This window comes from Vibrio palustris, from assembly GCF_024346995.1.
GTDB lineage: Bacteria > Pseudomonadota > Gammaproteobacteria > Enterobacterales > Vibrionaceae > Vibrio > Vibrio palustris.
The window spans coordinates 117,295-140,552 of record NZ_AP024888.1 but is presented as its reverse complement, the minus strand read 5'-3'; the positions used below and the strand labels follow the sequence as shown (position 1 = coordinate 140,552).

Genomic DNA, 23,258 nt, shown 5'->3' with positions numbered 1-23,258 from the left:
CGCGCTTTAACAAAACTTTAAGGTTACAACCAGCCTTTGCGTTTGAAGTACCAATATGGGGCAAAGCCAGAGGCGAGCATCAAACCAAGGGCGAAGGGATAACCGCCGCTCCACGCAAGCTCGGGCATAAAGCGAAAGTTCATGCCGTAAATACTCGCAATGACCGTTGGGGGTAAAAACACCACCGAAGCAATGGAAAAGATTTTAATGATTTGGTTTTGTTCGATGTTAATAAAGCCTTGTGTTGAATCCATTAGGAAATTGATTTTATCAAACAAAAATGTAGTGTGAGACATCAAGGCTTCAATATCATGCCCCACTTCAGTAAAGGTTTCACGGTGCTCATTACGCGATTTAAGATTGCGTAGCAAAAACGAAATCGTACGCTGTGTATCCATCAAACAAAGGCGAATTTTACCATTACTGTCTTCTAAACGCGCGAGCTGACTAATGCTATCTTCTAGATCAGCGTCGTCGTTTTCTAATACATCATGGCTGACTTTTTCTAACTGACGATGAATGTCTTCTAAAATATCGGCATGGTTTTCGACTTTTTGCTCAAACAAAGTGACCAGCAAGCTATCCACGTCATTACAGTAAATCTGCCCGCGGCGCGCACGCAAACGTAACAGACGGAAATCGGCCACATCGCCATCACGAATCGTGATCAAACGCTGTTTTTGTAAAATACAGGCCACAGTAACCGAATTATGGCGACCTTCTGAAGGCGATAAAAACAACGAGTGAACATGAATGCCAGATTGGTCAATGAAACAACGTGCCGAGGTTTCTATCTCTTCCACATCATTCGACTCAGGCAGTTCCATACTCCACAACGAGCTAATTAAATAGCGTTCTTCATCGGTGGGATCATGAGCATCAATCCACTCGGCTTGAGCCACGCATTCGCGTAAATCGCTATGTTCATCGGTTGGCATTGCGGTAATCACGCCCTGCTCGATTCTAAAAAATCGCAGCATCTGACACTCCTCTTATTGGATACGAGTCGACTCGTTTTTCATCATTTTTATTTTTAATATCCTTAATGTATCACTGTATTAAGACAACGGGCTTTCACTTACATGAAAGCCCGCTTCCTTGTCTTAACACTTAGTATACGGATTTTTTAATCAAGAGGATACTGAGGACGGAACAGGTCAAACTCAGTCAACTCACTGATGCCAAAATAGGTTGATGGGCCACCGGCTCGCATGACTGGCTGGGCTTGCACCGTCTGAAAAACACCGTCTTTGAGATACGTATTATTGATGTGCACGCCCACGACTTCACCAAGGACTAACCAGTTATCGAGCGCATCCTCGCTGGCATTTTGCAACTGGATCAACTGGGTCAGTTTACATTCAAAAGATACGGGCGCTTCTGCAACACGCGCCACGTTGACTAACTTCGACTCCACGGCCGTTAACCCGCTGTGTTCAAATTCAGAAACATCGGGCGGCACAGGCGCGCAGCTTTGGTTCATTTTTTCCGCCAATGTTCGCGTGGTCATGTTCCAACAAAACTCACCGGTTTCTTGGATATTGCGTACGCTGTCTTTCCAACCAACACTCGCGAAACCAATGATTGGGGGCGTATTGGCAAATGCATTAAAGAAACTGTAGGGAGCAAGATTGTCGACTCCTTCTCGCGATCGAGATGAGATCCAACCAATTGGTCTAGGGGCTATAATGGCTTTAAACGGATCGTGTGCTAGCCCATGCCCATTCTGTGGTTCATAAAAGTGCGTGTGTTGCGACATCATAAGCTCCTTATTACGCTCATCACGATATTAGTGATAAAAGTATCTTAACATTAGAATTATGGGGGAAACAGGAACAACATAGAGCTCAATGCGACCTTATAACACAGTTTAACGGGACACTGCGCCACAAGCACGGTCTTCGCTCTTCTCACCACCACTTCATTTCACTAACGACAAAACGCTTTCTCGATGAGGGATTCTACCGTTATACTGATTCACAAGACTTCTATATGAATAAGCAAGGGCTGTGCATGACCACAACAATCGCGTTAGACCAACTACCCAAAGATCCCACGGAACGGATGAACCTGTTTTTTAAAGCGGCCACAACCGAACACAAAATTTGGTTGTTGATCGACGAACACGGCAGCGTACTGCTCTCAGCCGAAGATGAAGATTGCGTTCCCGTATGGCCAAGCCATGATTATGCGGCGCAATGGGCAACCGATGAATGGGAAGGCTTTACGCCAGAGCCGATTTCTGTCGCCAAATGGAAAAGCCGCTGGACGACAGGCTTAGAAGACGATGAACTGTCAATCATTGTGTTTCCTGATCAGGAAGGAGAAGGCATCGTACTTTATCCCGATGAATTTGAATTTGAGCTGCAAAAACGCGAAGCAAAACGTCGTTAATTTTAGACTGCACATGCATCAATAAAAAATCCCGCGCCAATACTCGGTATTGCGCGGGATTTTTCTGGTTGCCTATAATGACAGTAGGCAGTAACTGAGATTACGGTTTCAAGCGATAGATAGCCGCCACATTGCATGCGGTCAGTTCAATATTGTGCTTGGCTTCTTGCAATGCCGTTGATAAATCGACCGCGCCATTGACCACCGAAAAAACCGCATCAATGCCATAATCATGCACGATGCCGCAATCGTGCGAAAGACTGCCGGCAATACCTATCACGGGACAATCATACTGTTTCGCAACGCGTGCCACACCAGCAGGGGTTTTGCCGTAAATAGTTTGACTATCAATACGCCCTTCCCCGGTGATGACTAAATTGGCATCCGCTACTTGCGAGCGTAAATCCACCGCATCCATCACGATGTCGATGCCGGGACGCAGATTCGCTTGCAATAATCCCAGCAATGCAGCGCCTAACCCACCGGCAGCGCCTGCACCCGCAATATCTTTCACATCGCATCCCAAATCGCCCTGCATCACCGCGGCTAAATGTGCCAAGTTATGATCAAGTTTGGCCACCATCTCCGGTGCCGCACCTTTCTGCGGACCAAAAACGTGAGACGCGCCGGCCGGTCCACATAATGGATTATCCACATCACACGCCACTTCCAACTGAACCGTCGCCAAGCGGGAATCAAGACCGGACCTATCAATCCGAGCTAACCCATGTAATGCGCCGCCTCCGTAGGCTAGCTCACGGCCATGATTATCAAGCATTTTGATACCAAGCGCCTGAGCCATGCCGACTCCCCCATCATTGGTCGCACTGCCACCAATACCAATGATGATATGTTGTACCCCTTGATCAAGCACGGCGGTGATTAACTCCCCAGTGCCATAAGTCGTTGTCAATAAGGGATTACGCTGCTCAGGCGGCACATGATGCAGACCAGACGCTGCGGCCATTTCAATCACTGCGGTTTTACCATCGCCCAGAAGTCCATAAAATGCTTGGACTGGTTGACCCAGTGGCCCGGTGACAGTGCAATCAATGATATGTCCGCCGGTGGCATCAACCAGTGACTGAACGGTTCCTTCACCGCCATCGGCCATCGGTAACTTGACATAATCCGCGCTAGGGAAAATGTGTTTAAATCCCGATTCAATTGCCTCAGAGACACCGAGTGCTGTCAGGCTTTCTTTATAAGAATCCGGCGCAATTACAATTTTCATATGATTTCCTCTGAATTAGACAAACAGTCCAAACACACCAAAAATTAGCACAGAGACGAACGCAATCGTCAAACCCACCGCAGATTCGTATGGGATCAATTTCAAACGCTCACGGATATCCATATGCACTGCGCCACCAGTCGAATGAAAGAAACTACCATGTGGCATATGATCGAACACAGTCGCGCCAGAATGAATCATCGCCGCTCCAGCTAACGCAGGCACACCCAAGTCCAAAATAGTTTGACTAAATACATTCGATGCTACGGCGGTTCCTGCGGTGGTTGATGCTGTGGCTAACGACATCATAGCACCAGAGAAAGGCGCAAGTAGGTAAGAAGGTAAACCTGACGCTGTCAGCACATCGATCAGCCCGTCTTTTAAACCCGAGTTGGCAATAATTCCAGCCAATGTCCCTGTACCTAATAACATTACGGCAACAGGCGCCATACGGCTTAATCCCGATATCGCAAATTGATTCGTCTGTTTAAATCGCCCCATCACGACAGCGCCCAGCAAACCGCCCAAGGGTAACGCAATGAGGGGGTCAACATTGATGTTGGCAATCGGGCGCAGTGCTAAAAGTGCAATGGCCACCAGCGGCGCAACCATAGCGGCCGCGAACGAAGGTAGAGTTGAATAGTCGACCGCCACCACTTCATGTTGCTGAACTTGGCTACCTTTATTGATCAAGCGCTTAGCGATTAAGTACGCGACAACAACGCCACATAAACCCGGGATCACCCCTGCCGCCATCACTGAGGTTAATGGCACATGGAACGCATCCGCAGCGGCAATGGCGTTCGGGTTCGGTGACATCACATTGCCCGCTTTGCCTCCACCGATCATCGCTAATAAAATCGCCGTTTTCGATAAGCGAGCACGATGCGCAATCGCCAATGCAATCGGCGCAACCGTAATCACTGACACATCAACGAATACGCCAACGGCGGTTAAAATCATCGTCGCCAGCGCCAAAGCAAATAACGCACGCGTTTCGCCCGTCTTTTTGACAATGGTTTCAGCAATCGAGGTGGCGGCGCCCGATTCAATCAAGACCCCCGCCAACACACCTGCGGCTAAAATACGCAATACAGAGGTCACAATACCTTGTGCGCCGCCAATCATTAACTGGACGGTATCGGTCAGTGAGACGCCCCCCACTACCCCACCAATTAGGGCGCCAATGATCATGCCATAAGCGGGTGGTACACTTTTTAAAATAAGAGCAATAGCAATAACAAGCGCCACTAACGCGCCAAGAGTAGAAACTTCAATCATTATAGATTTCCACAAAAATACAAAAGGAGGATAAAAAACGAGGCGGAGATTATCATTACGACTGGGTAGGAGAACACGACTTTTCGTGAGTAATGTTCTGTGGTTAGGGCTTTATCACTGTTTCTTCTCTAATTTGTATAAATAGTCTGCAGTGAACAATCCTTGTACACACAACCATATGTATATAATGATGAGCATTTCGGTGGCTATTGGTAATCAATCGTGGCACTTCGCGTCAGTTCGATCAATAATCTGCTCCTATGAGAGCCAGCGAAGGGCTCCATTTCAACACCGAACAAAAGAAGAACAACAATGACAACAAATTCTACGGTCATCATTGGCCTATATAACCCCAAAAGTCCTGCCAATGTTGGGGCCGTGATGCGGGCAGCAGGGTGTTACGATGCCACACAAGTTCGTTATAACGGCGTACGCTATAATCGGGCAATTAAATTGCAAACCGATACCAAAAAAGTCAAATCTCGCATTGAGTTGATTAACAGTGACGATCTAACGGCTAATATAAACGAAGATGTGAAAGTCGTCTGTGTCGAGCTCGCTGTTGGAGCAACCGCTTTACCCGAGTTTGTTCACCCACAACACGCCATCTATGTGTTTGGGCCAGAGGATGGGTCACTGCCACAACATATTGTCGACCAAGCCGATCATGTTGTTTATGTACCAACTCATGGATGTATGAACCTTGCGGCGACCGCCAATGTTGTATTGTATGATCGCATGGCGAAAACCCTCGGTGATATTGATGACCAACAGCAAGTTATTGCCAATCGCGATAATAAAAACCGTTTAACCGTCAAAAGTATCGCTTAAGTTCCACCTTTAATTGATTGCCATAGATATGGAAACAAATTAAAACAGAATGCCTTGAAGTCAATGATCGGAGTTACACAGGTCGCTCATCGACATTATCGCTCTTTGAGGCATTCTTTGGCAGCTATCTCACAAAATTAGCTACGACTTTACTACTCCTTTCCCTACCGGGTGATGTGTTTTGCTGCAAGGATTATCGTCATTTATTGCTCAACTTATGTTGTCCATCCCTTATTATTGCTAGTCGCGCTCGTTCAAAACCTCCCTTGTGACTACTAACCCTCTGTATAAGTTCAATAAAAACATTATCACTTTGTGTATATATAACCTTCATTTATGTTCATTTTCATACATTGGCATCGTCGTATGATGGGTATACGGAGCTACTCAACGTAGCGTTTATCCCTCATACAAAGAAGGTGTCTTATGTCGACAAAACAGTGGACCACCAAACGATCCGAAAAGCAGGCACGTATTGCTGGCGTTGCTCATTTGGCCGATGGCAAGGTTCTCCCAACAGAACATATTGTCGCGGCCTTGGAGCAACTGATCAAACCTAATGACCGTGTCGTTCTCGAAGGCAATAACCAAAAACAAGCCGATTTTTTAGCGCGTATGTTAGAGCAGGTCAATCCAGAGAGCGTGCACGACCTACATATGATCATGCCGAGCGTGAGCTTGCCATCACATATGAATATTTTTGAAAAAGGCATCGCGAGAAAGCTCGACTTTGCTTTTGCTGGTCAACAGAGCGTGCGCGTGGCACAAATGCTCGAAGATGGCTTACTCGAAATTGGTGCCATCCATACTTACATCGAACTCTATGCTCGCCTTTATGCCGACCTTATCCCCAACATTGCCCTAGTATGTGGTTTTAAAGCTGACCGTCACGGTAACTTGTATACCGGAGCTTCAACTGAAGATACTCCTGGGCTAGTAGAAGCGCCGGCCTTCAAAGATGGGTTAGTCATTGCTCAGGTCAACGAAATCGTCGAGAACACGGATGATTTAGATCGCGTTGACATCCCTGGTGACTGGGTAGACTTCGTAGTCCAAGCAGATAAACCGTTCTATATCGAACCTCTATTTACCCGAGATCCGCGTTTAATTAAAGATACCCATATATTAATGGCCATGATGGCAATTAAGGGTATCTATGCCAAACACGGCGTACAAACTTTAAACCATGGGATTGGCTTTAATACCGCCGCCATTGAATTGTTGCTGCCAACTTACGGTGAACAACTTGGCCTCAAAGGTAAAATTTGTAAGCACTGGACATTGAACCCTCATCCAACGTTAATTCCTGCCATTGAATCGGGCTGGGTTGAAACCGTTCATTCCTTCGGCGGCGAACTGGGGATGGAAAAATATGCCTCAGAACGTTCTGATGTTTTCTTTACCGGTGCCGATGGTTCAATGCGCTCTAATCGCACCATGTGTCAATTAGCCGGTCAATATGCAGCTGACATGTTCATAGGCTCTACCTTACAAATGGATCCCGAAGGTAACTCTTCTACCGTCACGCACGGCCGCCTGGCTGGCTTTGGCGGCGCGCCGAATATGGGACACGATCCACGTGGCCGCCGACATGCGAGCGCAGCGTGGCTCAACATGGTAACGGACGAAGAAAAGCAACACGATATCGTCAAAGGCCGCAAACTCGTCGTCCAAAGTGTTGAAACGTATCAAGACGGCTCTAAATCGACCTTTGTTGATCAATTAGACGCCGTTGACGTGGCGAAAAAAGCCAACATGGCGATAGCACCAGTCATGATTTATGGCGATGACGTCACTCACCTTTTGACCGAAGAAGGCATTGCTTATCTCTACATGGCAAAAGACATGGAAGAGCGTAAAGCCTTAATTTGTTCGGTGGCGGGCGTATCAGAATTTGGGCAACGAGTGACTCAAGAACAAGTTAAAGCTTTCCGTCAGGCTGGCAAAGTGGCAACGCCGGAAGATTTAGGCATTAAGCGCAGCGATGCTAATCGCTCGTTACTCGCCGCCAAAAGCGTCGCCGATCTGGTCAAATGGTCCGATGGCCTGTACGAGCCACCGGCTAAATTCCGTAGCTGGTGATCCTTATGCAAAGTAGTCAGAGCCACTTAACCCGTTATCCGGTGCCGCAACACTTCGGCGAATATGCAAGAGAAGCCTTGATTGCTGAAGCCTGTTTAACACCGAAACCTGGACTGGTCGATGCTGAGAATACCGGTTCTCATGATGACTTAAATTTGGGTCTTATGCTGCGCTCAGCACACTGCCTCTCGCCTTATTTTACCGAAATGGCCGCAGCTGGCGAAGGCCAACAAGTGTCGCCATGGCTGCGTGAAACCATCGGACGGATTGGGCGTGAGGCGGAAGCTGGCATGATGATAGCGACGCATGGCGTCAATACTCATCGCGGTGCGATTTGGGCATTAGGTCTTTTGAGCACGGCCGCTGCCATGACGGTGAGCCCATTTCAATCCGCCACGGATATATGCCAGCTCGCTGGCGAGTTGGCGCAAATTGAAGACCGCTACGCGCCCGCCACTTTTAGTAAGGGACAGCGCGCAAGCAACCACTACCAAATCAATGGCGCCAAGCAGCAAGCCCAACTCGGTTTTCCCGCGATTACGCACCATGCTCTACCTACTTTGCAACATAGTCGAGCGCTCGGCCATAGCGAAACCCATGCTCGCTTAGATGCTTTGCTGTCACTGACAGCGCATTTAACTGATACCTGTGTGTTACACCGCGCAGGGCTTGCCGGCCAAACGCATTTGCAACAGTGCAGTCGTGACATTCTCGCCCAAGGCGGGGTGAGTCGCGCGCAAGGCATGGCACGTTTACAGCAACTCGACCGCGACATGATCGCTTTAAACGCATCACCGGGTGGCGCGGCTGATTTACTGGCTGCCACCTTATTTGTCGACTGGGTAACACACTCAGCACAATCCAAATAACTAGGAGGTTCCAACCATGGAACAACTCACATTTTCCTACGCTGCACACCATTCTATAGACACAATGGTTCGAGTCGGCAACGTCGGTTCAGGGGATTTAGAAATCCTGCTTGAACCTACTGATCAAGACACCATTACCATTGAATTGATCACCTCGATCGATAACCGTCAACCACTATGGGACGCAATTTTTCAGCGCCAGTTCGCCGATGGCGTACCCGCCATGCAAATAACCATTAATGATTTTGGCGCGACGCCCGGCGTGATTGGTTTACGACTCGTGCAAGCCTTGGAACAAATCACCACCGCCCCTGCTCGCGCGAGCGCGAACACGCTTGGCACCATATCCTTTATAGAAATGGGCCCTCGGGAGCGCGCCAAATTCCTATTGGATGCAGGTACCTTTCGTGAAGTTATGGGCAATCAACATCATTCCTTTTCACCGTGGCTTGTGCCACAAGGTATTGTTCCACAAAGCGATGATGGCTGTGTGGTCGCCAAGGGAACTATCGATGGTAAACCGAGCGTTGTAGTCGGCATTGATGGCACCTTTCAGGGCGGTGCCATTGGCGAGATTTCCGGCGCGAAAATGGCCGCGGCTTTGGAGCTTGCGCTCAAAGACGCCAAAGCAGGCCACCCAACTCAAGTAATTTTACTGTTAGAAACAGGCGGTGTGCGCTTGCAAGAAGCGAATCTAGGCCTCGCGGCCATTGCCGATATTCATGCAGGTATTGTGGCACTCCGTGATTATGTGCCGGTCATTGGTGTGGTTGCTGGCGCGGTTGGTTGCTTCGGTGGCATGTCCATTGCGGCGGGGTTATGTAGCAAAGTCATTGTCACTCAAGAAGCACGCCTTGGACTAAATGGACCACAAGTTATTGAACAAGAAGCAGGGATAGAAGAGTACGACTCACGCAACCGTCCATTTATTTGGTCGTTCACAGGAGGAGAAGCCAGATTCGCTTCTCGCTTTGCCGATGTATTTTCAGACGATGATGCTCACCAAATTCGCTCAGATATATCGAATATTATTCATCAACCCTTACCCGCCTCTGCGCGCTGTGAGCAGGTCGAGACATTTTTGTCTGTGTTTAACCAAATCGATACCGCGCAGCAAGCTACCCCTGCACTGGTTCGTCACTACTTCACCCAAGGAGAATGCAAATGAGTCATCGTGGTCTAACTTGGCTTAATGCCTTAACTACTCATGGCCAAAACATCACGGGCTTCGCCCCTTCGGTCAAAGTCACGGATGGAAAAATTGGTCAACATAGTGCGCGTTTTATCGCCGTGGTTATTGATGAAAACAACCCATTCCCTCGCGCTCGTCAAGGAGAAGTTGGCCTTTTAGAAGGCTGGAACCTTGCTAAAGCGATCACTGATGTTGTGACTAACGATCAACACAGTGATAGCAAAACCGCGATTGTGGCCGTCATTGATGTCCCTTCACAAGCTTATGGTCGCCGAGAAGAAGCCTATGGTATTCACCAAGCACTCGCCGCATCGGCAAACGCCTATGCGATGGCGCGTAACGCGGGTCATCCGGTCATTGGTTTGATTGTTGGTAAAGCGATGTCGGGTGGTTTTTTAGCCCACGGCTATCAAGCCAACCGTTTAATTGCGCTCGATGATGAAGGATGTATGGTGCATGCGATGGGAAAAGCGTCAGCCGCACGTATTACCTTAAGGTCTGTCGCGGAGCTAGAAAAACTCGCCGCGACCATTCCACCCATGGCCTACGATATTCAAAACTACAGCACCCTTGGGTTGTTATGGAAAAAAGTCTCGGTTAACGATGCCGAACAGCCGCAATTTGATGATATTCAAATGGTCGAATCTGCGCTTGCCGACGCGCTTGAAGATATTGCTCAAGATACATGTCGTGATTTATCGGGTCGCTTACATAGCAATAACCGCAGTGCCTCTCTTCAGGTACGCCAAGTGATGGCGCAAGAGTGGTAATTCCTGTCTAACGCGGTATCGCTTCATAATGCTATGTAGTTATACCGCCATTTCGAGGTATCATATTTATGTTTCACGCTATAATAAACGCCATTGCTCCCATCTTCCTGGTCCTTGGGCTCGGTTACTTTTGTGGCTATCGTAAGATTGCAGATAACAAAAACGTGTCGGTTCTCAACGTCTTTGTTATGCGTTTTGCCCTGCCAACCGCATTATTTACCGCCACATGGCACACTCCTATTGCAGGCTTTGTGAGTAAACTCCCCTTGATTGCCATTTTGGTATTAGCAATGTGGCTGTTGTGGGCATTCACTTACTACATCGCCCGCCGTTACTTTAACAAACCACCAGCGCAAGCCGCCGTTTATGCACTGACGATTTCACTGCCTAACTATGCCGCACTTGGCGTGCCTATTCTCAGTGAGACGATTCACGGGGCGTCTAGCAGTGATATTGCGTTGAACGTCGCGATTTCTATCGCCTGTGGTTCCATCTTCCTGTCACCTTTAACCTTAATGGTGCTAGAAAAAGAAACCAAACCAGAATATAAAGACGCCTCGATGGGATCGTTGGTTGTGCCCTTGTTGGTTAAAGCGTTTAAAAACCCGATCGTGTTATGGCCAATTCTCGGTACGATTTTTTCTTGTTTTGGTACGACCATGCCAGCACTGCTTACTCATGCGTTAAGCCCCTTGGCGGCGGCCGCCGGCGGTGGTGCACTCTTCTTAACGGGATTGATTGTTTCTGCTCGTCGCTTAAAAATCAACCGTGCGGTTCTCGTTGGATTTGGGTTGAAAAACTTCGTACAACCGATCATTGCATACGGCATTGCGATCGCCTTTGGATTACCGGCAACGCTGCTCGCCGCCTCCGTATTCCTCATCGCGCTGGCCACTGGTTTTTTTGGTGTCATGTTTGGTAATGGGTTTGGCGTTCAAGATGAAGATTCGGAAGGTACGCTGTTGCTCTCAACTATCTTGTTCGCACTGACTATGCCACTGTTTATGTATTTCCTACTATAAAGAGGTCACTATGGATCGCGTCTACGCGCCTCACGATTTATTATGGGTTTCACAATTAAGCGACATTGAAGACGTACCGGAGTGGTTTACCCGCTCCGATCTCATTGAGCGCCCGGTCGTGGTAAGACGCGCACCGATACAATCCGGCCGTATTGCGGTCGGCATTCGGGGCACCAACCGCAGCCAACGTCACGCCAGTTTTATTGCTCCACATGACATACTACGCAGTCTCACACCGGAAGCGCTCACCGAGCAACGCGGCTGGGAAACCCAAGATACGCGCCATCCTCTTCCTCATTGGCAAGCCTTGCATGAGATTGATCAGATCATGCACGCCGCTCAGCACTCTTGGGGGATCAATGGCAGTTTAGCGTTTGAACTGGCAACCGGGATCCCGACAGCACACCTCGACAGCGACATCGATTTACGTTTGCTATGTCCAGAGCCGCTTGATAAGGCTTGGTGTCGTCATATATCGGATCAGCTTCAGTCATTACCGCTGCGCCCTGACGTGCAAATCGAAACGCCTTACGGGGCTTTTGCGATGAACGAATGGCTAAGCAGCGATAGTGTGATGATCAAAAGCCACACGGGTCCCACTATTTCTCACCACCCGTGGCAACCACCTCATTGTTAAGGAGTCACATTATGGCGACTTTATTTACCTTTCCCGGTCAAGGTACACAAAAAGCTGGGATGCTACACGATTTAATGGCGTTCGATATCGGACGTCAGCTCATTGAACAAGCCAGTCACCACTTACAACAAGATGTACTGACACTCGATACGCCACACGCATTAGAAAATAACCGTAATACACAAGTTGCCTTAACGATTTGCAGCTATGCTTATGCCGAAATACTGCGCGCACAAGAGATTGAACCAGATTATGTACTAGGCTTATCCATTGGCGCGTTTCCCGCCGCAATCAGTGCTCGTTGCATCGACTTTGAACACGGGCTTTCTTTAGTGGCCCGCCGCGGTGAGCTAATGGCGCAAGCTTACCCTGAAGGCTATGCCATGGCCGCCATCATCGGTTTACCGGTGGCCACCGTCAGCGTATTGATCGATGAAGCCGCACAAGCGAACTACCTCACCTACATCGCCAATATTAATACAGAAACACAAGTGGTGGTCTCTGGCAGTAATGATGCCTTAGATTATTTGTGTAAATTAGCACTGCAAAAACAAGCCACTAGCGCCCATCGCCTCAATGTTAATGTCCCTTCGCACTGCGAGCTATTAGCCACACAAGCCGAGCAATTCTCACACGCTTTTGAGCCCATTCCTTTTGCGCGCCCAAAAACTACCTATGTTAGCGCCAATGCCGCACGGGTACTTTATCCAACCGAGCGCATTCGTGATGATCTTGTCCATAATATGGCCCGCCAAGTTCATTGGTGGGAGAGCGTTGCCATGCTCAAAGAACGTGGTGTTACCTTAGCGATTGAAATGAAACCAGGAAGCGTGCTCACAGGATTGTGTAAAGTTAGTATGCCGGATACGATATCGGTCTCATTAGAGAGCGAAAACCTTTCTAACCTCAAAATGTTAGTGCGAAAATATGGCTAATTTCCATCATCGACACTTCCGAGGCACTATGAATCGACGTCTACCTACCACGATTAAACGCTTAGAGGTGTTCCTAAGTTACATGGAACATCAAAATATGAATCATGTGGCCCAAGCTTTAAATGTCAGCTCGTTGTCGGTGTATCGCTCCATTCATGCACTCGAAGAAGATTTGGAATGTATTCTGTTTGAAAAGCGTGGTCGGAGTTTAGTCCCCTTATACTCTGCACATATTTTGTATGATCAATGTTTACCTGCACTAAGCGATCTGGCACGTGCCATCGATAACACGCAAATCTCCGCAGGGATGGAACCTAAGCGTCTACGGGTCGGCTCGGTGAATTCATTGACGATCGATCTCGTCCCTCACTTATTATCGGCCTATAAACAGCGCCGCCCAGATGTCGAACTTGAGTTTCATACTGGCTCAAACTGCGACTTGATCGAGCAGTTGAAGCGCTCTAATCTGGATGTGGTGATGATTTATGGCGATCAGCGTCTGGAAGAAAGTACGCAGCACACTGCGCTAAAACTGTTTGATGACAAACTAAGCTATAGCGTTGCGAAAACCAGTACTCAACCGAATCAACATGACCTACCGATAAGCAAATCCTATTTAAAAACCCAAACTTTTATGACACTGACTCAAGGCTTTGGCCTGCGAGACACCTTCGACACAGTCATGGCAAAACTCGATGGGCAAATACACATTCACTCTGAATTCTCGAGCATTTTTGGCTTAAGCTTTGCTTTGAAAGCGGGCAATTATGCCGCGCTACTGCCCTCGCGGATGTCGGAAGTCTCCGAGCAAATTGGTTTATCTTTTTATCCGCTTGCCGATGATCTGGCTGAATCTCACGGCATCTATCTATTAATGAATCGCGCCAGTGAACACAACCCAGCCATCAGAGCGTTAACAGCAGAGTGCCGTATGTACAGCTTACGCTGGCAAACCACCCCACACTGATGACCGCGGTTCATCAATGACGAATATCAGCGATTTATTTTATGCACAGCCGCAATATCTTCATCTGCGTAGCCCGCTTTTTTGGCCTGTTTGAATGCTTCATTAGTCGCAGCCGCCGTTGGCAGAGGTTGATCCAATTTATCACCCAAGGCGACGGCTAAACGTAAATCTTTTTGCATATGCTTGAGTGGAAAACTGGTCGCATAATTGTCTTCCAAACACATTTTCCCTTTAATGGTAAACATTGGGTTAGCCATCGCACCCGCGGCTAATACATCGAGAATAGCCTGACCGTCTAGCCCTGACTTTTGTCCCAACGCCATCCCTTCACTAAAGATATTTAACATACCGCCCATGATCATATTCACAACGAGCTTCATGTTCGCACCTTGGCCAATAGCCCCGAGATACGGTGCCATTTTTCCCATGACGTCAAAAGCTGGTTTGGCTTGCTGATAAAGCGACTCGTCACCTGCGGCAAGAATCACTAAAGTGCCATCTTCCGCTGGCTTTTTCGTACCTGATACTGGTGCCTCTAAAAACCGTCCCCCTGCATGGGTAATGGCATTGGCAATCTCCAGTGAGGTCGTATCATCGACGGTCGACATATCCACATAACCTCGTCCCTCAGCAATACCTGCCGCGACGCCATTCTCACCCTGACAGATCGCCAACGCTGCTTGTGGGTCGGCAACCATTGCAAAGGTAATATCGCAGACTTGGGCGACCGCTTTCGGTGTTGCCGCGACGCGTGCGCCTTGTTCCACAAGTTCATCGCACTTATGACTATCTCGATTCCAAACTGTGACATCAAACCCCGCTTTAACGAGATTTAGCGCCATTGCTTTACCCATAATGCCTAAACCAAGAAATCCTATACGGCTCATAATGCCTCCTCTATTCAGTTCAATGACGAATCTATGTCTTCATCTGTTATTAATTGGCTTTTGTGACCACTCATAGTGCCATAGAACGTAAATAGCCGATAGATTTCAATGCCCTCGCCGCTATTCCTACTACGTCTATAAAAAGTTCCACAATAAATGTTCCAATATAAAAACAAATCATCCCACATATGCAACATAAAGACCTGACACTAACTGATTCGCGCCATACCAACGTAATCAGCCTGTATAATTTGAATATGATATAAAATCTAAATTATAAAAATAAGCTATTGTATTTAATACAAAAAAACACAATAACGATGAGAAATAAAGCCAAAGTCGACGTACTCCCAGCAGCAAACCGTCAAAAAGATTAATTGCCAACCTTTATTCATTGTTTGTTGGAACTGTTGTTATTTTAAACACATGAATAAGAATGCCATTGATAATCATTCCTATTAGCGTAATATGGTCAGCATCATGTCAATATCACCTATAAGGATTTAAGATTTTGAATTTTAAATACGCCCCTCTTACGCTGGCGATCGTCTCTGGATTGGCTTCAATGCAGGCCTCAGCGGCCGACTCCGTTACTGCTAATGAAACCATGGTTGTTACTGCTAACGCTGGTTTTGAAAAGAAAATTACTGACGCCCCCGCTTCTATATCCGTTATCAGTCAGCAAGATCTTTCAGAAAAAAACTACATTAACCTCGGTGAAGCGTTAAGCGGCATTGAAGGCGTTGATGTACGCGGTAATACTGGTAAAACTGGCGGCCTCAGCGTCAGTATTCGTGGTATGAGCAGCAGTGATACATTAATACTTGTGGATGGTATTCGCCAAAACGCAAGTGGTGATACCACACCAAATGGTTTCGGCTCGATGGGAAATGGCTTTATCCCACCTCTAGCCGCGATTGACCATATCGAAGTGATTCGCGGTCCAATGTCGACACTTTATGGCTCAGATGCGATGGGCGGTGTGGTCAATATTATCACCAAAAAAGACCAAAAACAGTGGGCAGGTAATATCGAAGCTGGCTACGGACTGCAAGAGAATGATAAGTTTGGTGATACATCGTCACTAAGCTTTAACACGTCTGGCCCTATCATCGAAAATACACTGAATCTCAACTTGCGTGGTAAGGTTAAACACCGCGAAGGTTCACCAGTGACATCACTGAGCGATACCGGCGTTTCGCGAGTACCTTATCCGACCGAAACGGATAATTACAACCTAGGCGGACGCCTGAGCTACAATATCAATGACGATAACTCTGTGTTTTTTGATGCCAGCATAGCTCGCCAAACCTTTGATAACAAAGATGAGCAACTCGGCGACCTCGGCACCACTGGTGGCGGTTATAGAGATGAAATGGAATACAATAAAAACCAATTCATCCTTGGGCAACGTTCTGAATTAAGCTTTGGTACACTCCAATCAGACATCTCATACACCTCAACGGAAACAAAAGGGCGTGTACTGTCTTACAGTTTTGAAAACACCGATGACTACGGTGATGATCGTAAGCTTGAAAACAATAACACTATCTTCAATTCGAAGTTGATGACTGAATTTGGCTCATCGCATTCAGCCACGTTTGGTGTGCAATACTGGCACTCAGAAATGAAAGATGGCATCGTACTTGCGAAAACCGGTGAAACATTCAAAGAAGACTCTTATGCCGCATTTGCCGAAGATACTTGGCAAATCATTGACCCACTAGCCTTAACCGTGGGCGCGCGATACGAGCACCATGACGCGTTTGGCAGTCATGTAAGCCCGCGAGCTTATCTCGTCTGGAATCTAGATGATGACTGGACCATGAAAGGGGGTGTGAGTACCGGTTACAAAACACCATCATTAGCGCATCTTCATGATGGTATTAGTGGTGTTGGTCACCGTGGTACCGTCAACAGCTATGGTAACCCAGACTTAGATCCAGAAGAAAGCACCAACTACGAAGCGGGTGTTTACTATGAGAACATCAATAACTTCAAAGCCAATATCACCGTCTTTGTAAGCCACTATAAAAATGCGCTGTCATCGGTTGAAATTGATAGCAATAGCACCACGTATGAGAACATTGGTAAAGCTAAAATGCGTGGTATTGAGTTTGCGAGCTCATTCCCAATTTATAGCGATGATTTGACTCTGCGTGTTAACTACACCTACACCGATACCGAACAAGTGGGTGGTGATAACGACGGCGCAGCCTTTGGACATACCGCAAAACACATGGCCAACGCGACGTTACGCTGGCAAGTTAGCCCTAAGCTAAACTCTTGGCTGAAAGCTGAATACCACGGTAAAACGCCACGTTATACCAGTAAGCGTGGTAACTTAAGTAGCACACAACGTGAAATCCTTGATGACCGTGGCGATATTCACGCGTGGACTGTGGTTAACCTTGGCGCCTCTTACCAAATCATGCCAGATCTTAAACTATCCGGTACGATCAATAACCTATTTGATAAAGACTTTACGGATGTAGAACTGTACGGCTCTGGTCGTTCAACCGAATATGCGGGTGATTACTTTAGTACTACGCGTGCAACATCCGGTTACGTCAATCCAGGCCGTAACTACTGGGTAACCATGAGTTACGATTTCTAAGTCACAAGTTGATTTAATTAGTCCCCAAAGCCAGCGTTCGCGCTGGCTTTTTTGTGTTTATTCTATTTACGCTGCTCAGTTTATTGATACTTGTTATGGCACATTCGCCTACCAATTTTTGAGTATTTCTCTCTATCCCAGTCAGTTATTACCTCGCAGTAGCTTCACTCAAGACAAAGAGAGCTATATTTAGAAGGTAATTATCTTTGGGGTACTAATAAGTATGACATCAACATTCGATTATTCAGAAGTCTATAACCAAGCACTTGAACAACTGAAGTCAGAAAAAATTGCTCAATTGCCTGCACTTCATACCCTAATCAATATAGTTTCGGATGTGTTTCATTGTCCCACTGCCCTATTATCGATTTATGATAAAACTCAGGAATATGCAACTTCAATTATTGTATCTTCCGTTGGCTTACAACAAGAAGACTTTGATAAACCCTACTCGTTTAGTCGTTATGTCTATGACTCGGCCTCATTTATCATGGTTGAAGACGCAACAAAAGATGATCGGTTTAAACAAAATGCTTATATCAAAAAGCATCAACTAAAATTTTGTACGGGCTGCCCTATTACACTTGATGGTAATGAGGTTATCGGGACATTATGCATTCTCGATACCTCTGCCCGCCTATTGAGTAACGAGCAACAGCATCGTTTAAAGCAATTCAAAGACATCGTCGAAAGCTTGCTGCAAGCTAATTTAAACTGGTTACAAATGCAATTAGCTTGTGCAAAAGTTGAGCAGGCAAGAGCTTATCTCATGCGCAAAGAAGCGTTATCAGAAGAAGTTGCCAAGGTATCAGGCGTTGGCAGCTGGGAATATGATATTGAAACTAATGCGTTATATTGGTCTCCCCAAACTCGCGACATCATCGGCGTCGATACCAATTTTAAACCTTCACTCGATAGTGGCTTTGCTTTTTTCGCGCCTGAAGCACAAGATATTATCCGAAAAACCGTCGATGCAGCCATCGAATCTAACAAAATCTGGTCCAGCGAACTGCCTTTTATTAATAATCAAGGCAAGCATATGTGGGTAAAAACAACGGGACATGGCGTTTATGAAAATGGGGCTTTATGCCGGTTGATTGGGGCTTTCCAAGATGTATCTGAGCGTAAGCTCTTAGAACAAAAAATGAGCGAGAGTGAACGTTTGATGCAAGCTAAAAATGATGAGCTTTCCGCTATCGTGAATCATATCCCTCAAGGCGTCGCCGTCTATGATATGCGAGGTTTACTTAAATATTGGAATAATCAGCATTGTGATATCTATGCAATTAACAGTTCACACATTCGTATTAGGCAATCATTTCGAGAATTTTTAAGCCATCGCTATAATAGCCAAGAAACCATCGATAATCCGGATAAAACGATGGACGAGATGTACGCCGCATTCGATAACGATCAATCATTTCTACAACGTTTTCAATTACAGTCAGGCGCTATTATTGAGGCTCTTTATAGCTCTTTACCTGATAGTGGGTGGGTATGTACTTCGGTAGACATCACTGAGCAAGAAAAAAGCAAAGAAAAAATTCACTACGCAGCTCATCATGACTCATTAACTGGACTTGCTAATCGCGCAAGCTTTAATGAATACACCGATAAACTACTAGCAAATACGCAACGTGATATCGATAATCATATCCTTATGCTTATTGACCTCGATTATTTTAAAGCGGTAAATGACACTTATGGCCATTTAGCCGGTGATGAAGTTCTCAAAGAAGTGGCTAACCGACTCAAAAATACGGTTAGAGATAATGATTTAGTGTGTCGTTTTGGGGGCGATGAATTCGCTTTGGTAATAAGTGGATCTCATAACTTGCATGAAACCGCCGAAGAATTAGCTCAGCGTATTGTCGAGTCGATTGCGCAGCCTTTTACTTTTAATCATCCAGCCATACATATCGGTGTGAGTATCGGCATGAGCACGATAGAAACACATGATACCTCGCTCAATAACACGATGAAGCAAGCCGATGCTGCCCTCTATAAGGTTAAAGAACGAGGGAGGAATGGCTATCAACTTTATAAGCAAGTACAACATAAACAGTGTTAGCTGTGCCAAGCCAATCTCATGACATTCGCGAACCGTTCTCAATGAGAATAAATCGATTATGCCAAATCGGCTTCGTAATACACTTTATAATAATTACCAGTAATTATTTTATCTTTGTACACCACATCTCATTGCGCAAAGTAATGTTAGGTAAGTGATGATTGTTAACGCTTACAAATGTCGTTTTAGTCTATTCATTCATACACTCATTCAACCAGCTGTGTTCTATCGTGGGCTGGTTCATTGCTATATATCATTACCTAATGAGGATTTAAACGTGGAAAATACTGTGAAAAAATGGACGAAACGCTTTGCACTCAGTGCCTTATTAATTAGCTCGTCGTCAATCGCTATGGCAGCAGGCCACATGATGGATGTGGGTGTATATAGTCATGATCAAGATGTCTCCCATGGGACAGTTACTGCTGATATGATTAAATCGGAAACTAATGGTTGGCTTGTAGTTCACCGTACCGATAAAAATATGAAACCAGGCCCTGTTGTGGGTTACGCGCCACTAAAAATGGGCGAAAACTATGATGTTTCAGCGATATTAACCGAAGAAATTGAAAGCGGAGACATGTTGATGTTGATGCTGCATAGTGAAGCTGGCGGCAAAAAAATGGGTGTCTTTGAATATACATTAGGCGCAAAAGAAGATGGCCCGGTGCGCTCTCATGGTAAACTGGTGACATCCGTGATTACGGCAAAATAGTGAGCTTCTTTCAAATCACCATCTTCTGATAATGAACAACACGCTGCATAAACATATTGGAGAGGCAATCGCCTCTCTTTTTTATGCGCAATAGGTTTTCAATGACACATCAAATCTCAGTATTAAAAGCGTAACCTTGCCACTTTATCCTGTTATAACCTAAATCCAATGACTCACAATAAGGAAATATGATGGCAATGGAGATTCATGAATGTGTCGCTTTTATGCTCGTCAATAATGAACAAGTTTTACTCGAGCAACGTTCATTACTAAAAACTATCGACCCTGGAGCCATCGCGATACCCGCAGGGCATATCGAAGCCGGAGAAACTCAAGGTCAGGCGTTACTGCGTGAACTGGAAGAAGAGCTCACCATCGCTCCTTTGCACTATTATTATCTCTGTTCACTCTATCACCCGACTCAAGAGCTGGAACTTCATCACTACTATGTGATTACGACTTGGCACGGCAACATTCGCGCGCAAGAAGCAGACGAAGTCATGTGGCATGCGCTTACAGACGCGCCCGTTGCAGGAATGGCCGATATCCTAGCCATTCAAGAATACATACGCCTCAAAGATACGCTTACAATCAAACCTTAATAATCGTTTAAAACACAATCAAACATGTACATTTTCTGACATAAACCCGAAGATTCTAAAAAAAACATGACATAACCGATTTCTCGCAATTTGCCCTACTTGTAGGCTATAGCCGATTCACCGTAGAAGGAGATTTGGTGATCGATAGAAGTCAGCCAGGCTGTAAGAACTGGGCAAGTAAAAAATAAAGCGTAATCCTTTATCCAAATACTGGGCATGAAGAAAACCATGCCCAGTCGCCCACTAAGCGTGAGTTTATTGACGATGAATGGCAAATGACGACCAAGCTTGATCGGTTGGCATGACTTCCATGCGATTGATATTAATATGATCCGGCAGCGTGGCCACATAAAACATTGTATTGGCAATATCTTGGGCTTCTAGAGCACGAGTCCCTTGATACAAGGCATCAGACGCGGCTTGATCGCCTTTAGTTCTCACTAGTGTAAATTCCGTTTCTGCAATACCTGGCGCTAAATCAGTCACTCGCACGCCTGTTCCCTGCAAGTCACAACGTAAGTTATAGCTAAACTGTTTTACAAACGCTTTAGTTGCACCATAAACATGACTTCCCGGATAAGGCCAAGAGCCCGCGATAGAACCAACGTTAATAATAGAGGTACCGTTGCCTACCTTGATCAAAGTCGGTAATAATGCATGCGTTACACTAACTAACCCTTTTACATTGGTATCAATCATCGTATGCCAATCATCTAAATCGACAGATTGAGAAGGCTCTGGGGCAAGGGCCAGCCCTGCGTTATTAATCAAGCATGTGATATTTTTGAAAGCCTCAGGCAACGCGTCTACCGCAGCAATCACTTGGTTTTTATCACGCACATCCATGGTTTGGTAATGTACTGGCACCAATTTAGATAATTCATCCGCCAGCGTTTTAAGTCGCTCTTCACGCCGCCCGGTAATTACCAACGCCCAGCCTTCATTGGCAAATTTTGTTGCGGCTGCACGGCCAAACCCCGAAGTCGCACCGGTAATAAAAACAATTTTCGACATATTTTAATCCTTTACCTTCTATCTACAATAAATGGGGGTCAACCACATTGAATCTAAAATAATCATTTCGTTCAACCACCATTGACACTCTACTCAAGATCTCTAGTGTTCCATTCTGATAGGGAGTTGACCAACAGAAAAAGATCATTGATGATACTGAACAGTACCTCAATAAATAACATGTATGTGATAAAGGAACCAGTTTGGCTAAAAAATATTATGTTGTGTGGAGCGGGCGTCAGAATGGTATTTACACCACTTGGGAGCAATGTAAACAACAAGTTGACGGCTTTGCTGGGGCAAAATTCAAAGCATTCCCGTCATTAGCAGAAGCAGAGGCTGCATTTGGAAGGAAAACGGATGCCGTAACACGTCATTCTCCAACAAAAACACAACCCAAAAAAGCCAAACCCGCGGCGTTGACCCAATCACAAATTGAAGCCATGCCTTTTGATATCAAAATTTTCTCCGATGGTGGGTGCGAGCCCAATCCAGGTAAAGCAGGCACTGGTTTAGCGGTCTATGAGCATAATAAACTCAGTGAACTTTGGTTTGGCCTTTATCAGCAATTTGGCACCAATAATACGGCTGAGCTACGCGGCTTACATCATGCTTTGTTGATGGCGAAAGACAAAATAACTCACGGTCACTCAGTGGCTATTTTTTGTGATTCTAAATATTCAATTGATTGTATTACTCAATGGGCTCCGGGCTGGGAAAAAAAAGGCTGGAAAAAATCAGGAGGAGAGATAAAAAATCTCGATATTATTCAATCTGCTTATCGTCTATATCAGGAATTAGCCACACACATTACTCTCCATCACGTCAACGGACATGTCGATATTGAGGGCAACGAGCTAGCCGATAGAATGTCGATTGTTGCCATCGATACCCAAGAAACAGAGTTAGCACCGTATCGTAAACCCTATAATATCGCTGAAATTATGGCATTACGTACCGGATAAATAATGCAACCTTGCTTATATGCACGATGACAGCACCACTCACACCAGTATAAGCTTGCCAAAAGTCTAGAGATGGAGCCTTTTCCATTCTCTAGACTCTGTCATCTATTGCACTGACGTTACCCTGCGAATACCTGCTTTGCTTTGCAAAAAAAGCAAAGATGAATTAATAA

General features: G+C 46.1%; 21 protein-coding genes. 15 read left to right on the top strand and 6 right to left on the bottom strand.

Translation table 11 applies throughout. From position 1 onward, the window contains the following. Nucleotides 1–23 precede the first annotated feature (23 nt). On the bottom strand, nt 24–980 hold the full coding sequence (gene corA / locus OCU30_RS13000; protein WP_077314617.1) for a magnesium/cobalt transporter CorA: 957 nt from the start codon (nt 978–980) through the stop codon (nt 24–26). A 146-nt stretch (nt 981–1,126) separates the two neighbouring features. Further along, nucleotides 1,127–1,762 (bottom strand): flavin reductase family protein, encoded by a 636-nt coding sequence (locus OCU30_RS12995; RefSeq protein WP_205408808.1) that lies wholly within the window; start codon nt 1,760–1,762, stop codon nt 1,127–1,129. Between the two features lie 302 nt (nt 1,763–2,064). Between OCU30_RS12995 and OCU30_RS12990 the strand changes: the two genes are divergently transcribed. Continuing rightward, entirely contained in the window at nt 2,065–2,394 is a 330-nt protein-coding gene (locus OCU30_RS12990) for a DUF2750 domain-containing protein (protein ID WP_235861881.1), read from the top strand. Nucleotides 2,395–2,494: 100 nt separating this feature from the next. Here OCU30_RS12990 and OCU30_RS12985 read toward each other — a convergent pair whose 3' ends face one another. Continuing rightward, on the bottom strand, nt 2,495–3,628 hold the full coding sequence (locus OCU30_RS12985; protein WP_077314619.1) for a glycerate kinase: 1,134 nt from the start codon (nt 3,626–3,628) through the stop codon (nt 2,495–2,497). Nucleotides 3,629–3,643: 15 nt separating this feature from the next. Beyond that, a complete protein-coding gene (locus tag OCU30_RS12980) occupies nt 3,644–4,909 on the bottom strand; it encodes a GntP family permease (protein WP_077314620.1) in 1,266 nt (421 codons plus the stop codon). Nucleotides 4,910–5,221: 312 nt separating this feature from the next. Between OCU30_RS12980 and OCU30_RS12975 the strand changes: the two genes are divergently transcribed. The 9 genes from OCU30_RS12975 (at nt 5,222) to OCU30_RS12935 (ending at nt 14,214) form a co-directional block, all read left to right on the top strand. Next, nucleotides 5,222–5,740, top strand: coding sequence for an RNA methyltransferase (locus OCU30_RS12975; protein WP_077314621.1), 519 nt, complete (start codon nt 5,222–5,224; stop codon nt 5,738–5,740). 426 nt (nt 5,741–6,166) lie between these two features. After that, the gene (gene mdcA / locus OCU30_RS12970; RefSeq protein WP_077314622.1) at nt 6,167–7,822 is read left to right on the top strand and encodes a malonate decarboxylase subunit alpha; all 1,656 of its coding nucleotides are present in this window, start codon (nt 6,167–6,169) and stop codon (nt 7,820–7,822) included. A gap of 5 nt (nt 7,823–7,827) precedes the next feature. Continuing rightward, nucleotides 7,828–8,691: a triphosphoribosyl-dephospho-CoA synthase gene (locus OCU30_RS12965; RefSeq protein ID WP_077314623.1), complete on the top strand. Its 864-nt coding sequence runs from the start codon at nt 7,828–7,830 to the stop codon at nt 8,689–8,691. A 16-nt stretch (nt 8,692–8,707) separates the two neighbouring features. Continuing rightward, nucleotides 8,708–9,859, top strand: a complete 1,152-nt coding sequence (locus OCU30_RS12960; protein ID WP_077314624.1) for a biotin-independent malonate decarboxylase subunit beta — start codon at nt 8,708–8,710, stop codon at nt 9,857–9,859. Then, the gene (gene mdcE / locus OCU30_RS12955; RefSeq protein ID WP_205408809.1) at nt 9,856–10,653 is read left to right on the top strand and encodes a biotin-independent malonate decarboxylase subunit gamma; all 798 of its coding nucleotides are present in this window, start codon (nt 9,856–9,858) and stop codon (nt 10,651–10,653) included. The genes OCU30_RS12960 and mdcE overlap by 4 nt, the downstream gene beginning before the upstream one ends. 68 nt (nt 10,654–10,721) lie before the next feature. Beyond that, nucleotides 10,722–11,675: an AEC family transporter gene (locus OCU30_RS12950; RefSeq protein WP_077314626.1), complete on the top strand. Its 954-nt coding sequence runs from the start codon at nt 10,722–10,724 to the stop codon at nt 11,673–11,675. 10 nt (nt 11,676–11,685) lie between these two features. After that, nucleotides 11,686–12,312 carry a malonate decarboxylase holo-ACP synthase gene (locus tag OCU30_RS12945; RefSeq protein WP_077314627.1) on the top strand — a complete coding sequence of 209 codons (627 nt, stop codon included), beginning with the start codon at nt 11,686–11,688 and terminating at the stop codon, nt 12,310–12,312. An 11-nt stretch (nt 12,313–12,323) separates the two neighbouring features. Then, nucleotides 12,324–13,247 carry an ACP S-malonyltransferase gene (locus tag OCU30_RS12940; protein ID WP_077314628.1) on the top strand — a complete coding sequence of 308 codons (924 nt, stop codon included), beginning with the start codon at nt 12,324–12,326 and terminating at the stop codon, nt 13,245–13,247. 28 nt (nt 13,248–13,275) lie between these two features. After that, complete coding sequence (locus OCU30_RS12935) at nt 13,276–14,214, top strand: LysR family transcriptional regulator (RefSeq protein ID WP_159439137.1); 939 nt, start codon at nt 13,276–13,278, stop codon at nt 14,212–14,214. Between the two features lie 26 nt (nt 14,215–14,240). Here the strand turns inward: OCU30_RS12935 and OCU30_RS12930 are convergent, their stop codons facing one another. Further along, the gene (locus tag OCU30_RS12930) at nt 14,241–15,101 is read right to left on the bottom strand and encodes an NAD(P)-dependent oxidoreductase (RefSeq protein ID WP_077314630.1); all 861 of its coding nucleotides are present in this window, start codon (nt 15,099–15,101) and stop codon (nt 14,241–14,243) included. Nucleotides 15,102–15,612: 511 nt separating this feature from the next. Between OCU30_RS12930 and OCU30_RS12925 the strand changes: the two genes are divergently transcribed. From OCU30_RS12925 to OCU30_RS12910, 4 genes are all read left to right on the top strand, one after another. After that, nucleotides 15,613–17,718: a TonB-dependent receptor domain-containing protein gene (locus OCU30_RS12925; protein ID WP_235861867.1), complete on the top strand. Its 2,106-nt coding sequence runs from the start codon at nt 15,613–15,615 to the stop codon at nt 17,716–17,718. Between the two features lie 223 nt (nt 17,719–17,941). Continuing rightward, nucleotides 17,942–19,789: a diguanylate cyclase domain-containing protein gene (locus tag OCU30_RS12920; RefSeq protein WP_077314631.1), complete on the top strand. Its 1,848-nt coding sequence runs from the start codon at nt 17,942–17,944 to the stop codon at nt 19,787–19,789. Between the two features lie 277 nt (nt 19,790–20,066). Beyond that, nucleotides 20,067–20,504: a DUF7282 domain-containing protein gene (locus OCU30_RS12915; RefSeq protein WP_205408810.1), complete on the top strand. Its 438-nt coding sequence runs from the start codon at nt 20,067–20,069 to the stop codon at nt 20,502–20,504. Nucleotides 20,505–20,701: 197 nt separating this feature from the next. Further along, entirely contained in the window at nt 20,702–21,106 is a 405-nt protein-coding gene (locus OCU30_RS12910) for an NUDIX domain-containing protein (protein WP_077315100.1), read from the top strand. A gap of 255 nt (nt 21,107–21,361) precedes the next feature. Here the strand turns inward: OCU30_RS12910 and OCU30_RS12905 are convergent, their stop codons facing one another. Continuing rightward, entirely contained in the window at nt 21,362–22,120 is a 759-nt protein-coding gene (locus OCU30_RS12905) for an SDR family NAD(P)-dependent oxidoreductase (protein WP_077314632.1), read from the bottom strand. Between the two features lie 203 nt (nt 22,121–22,323). On the opposite strand from OCU30_RS12905, the gene OCU30_RS12900 reads away from it, so the two are divergent. Next, a complete protein-coding gene (locus tag OCU30_RS12900; RefSeq protein WP_077314633.1) occupies nt 22,324–23,085 on the top strand; it encodes a ribonuclease H family protein in 762 nt (253 codons plus the stop codon). The last annotated feature ends 173 nt before the right edge of the window (nt 23,086–23,258 follow it).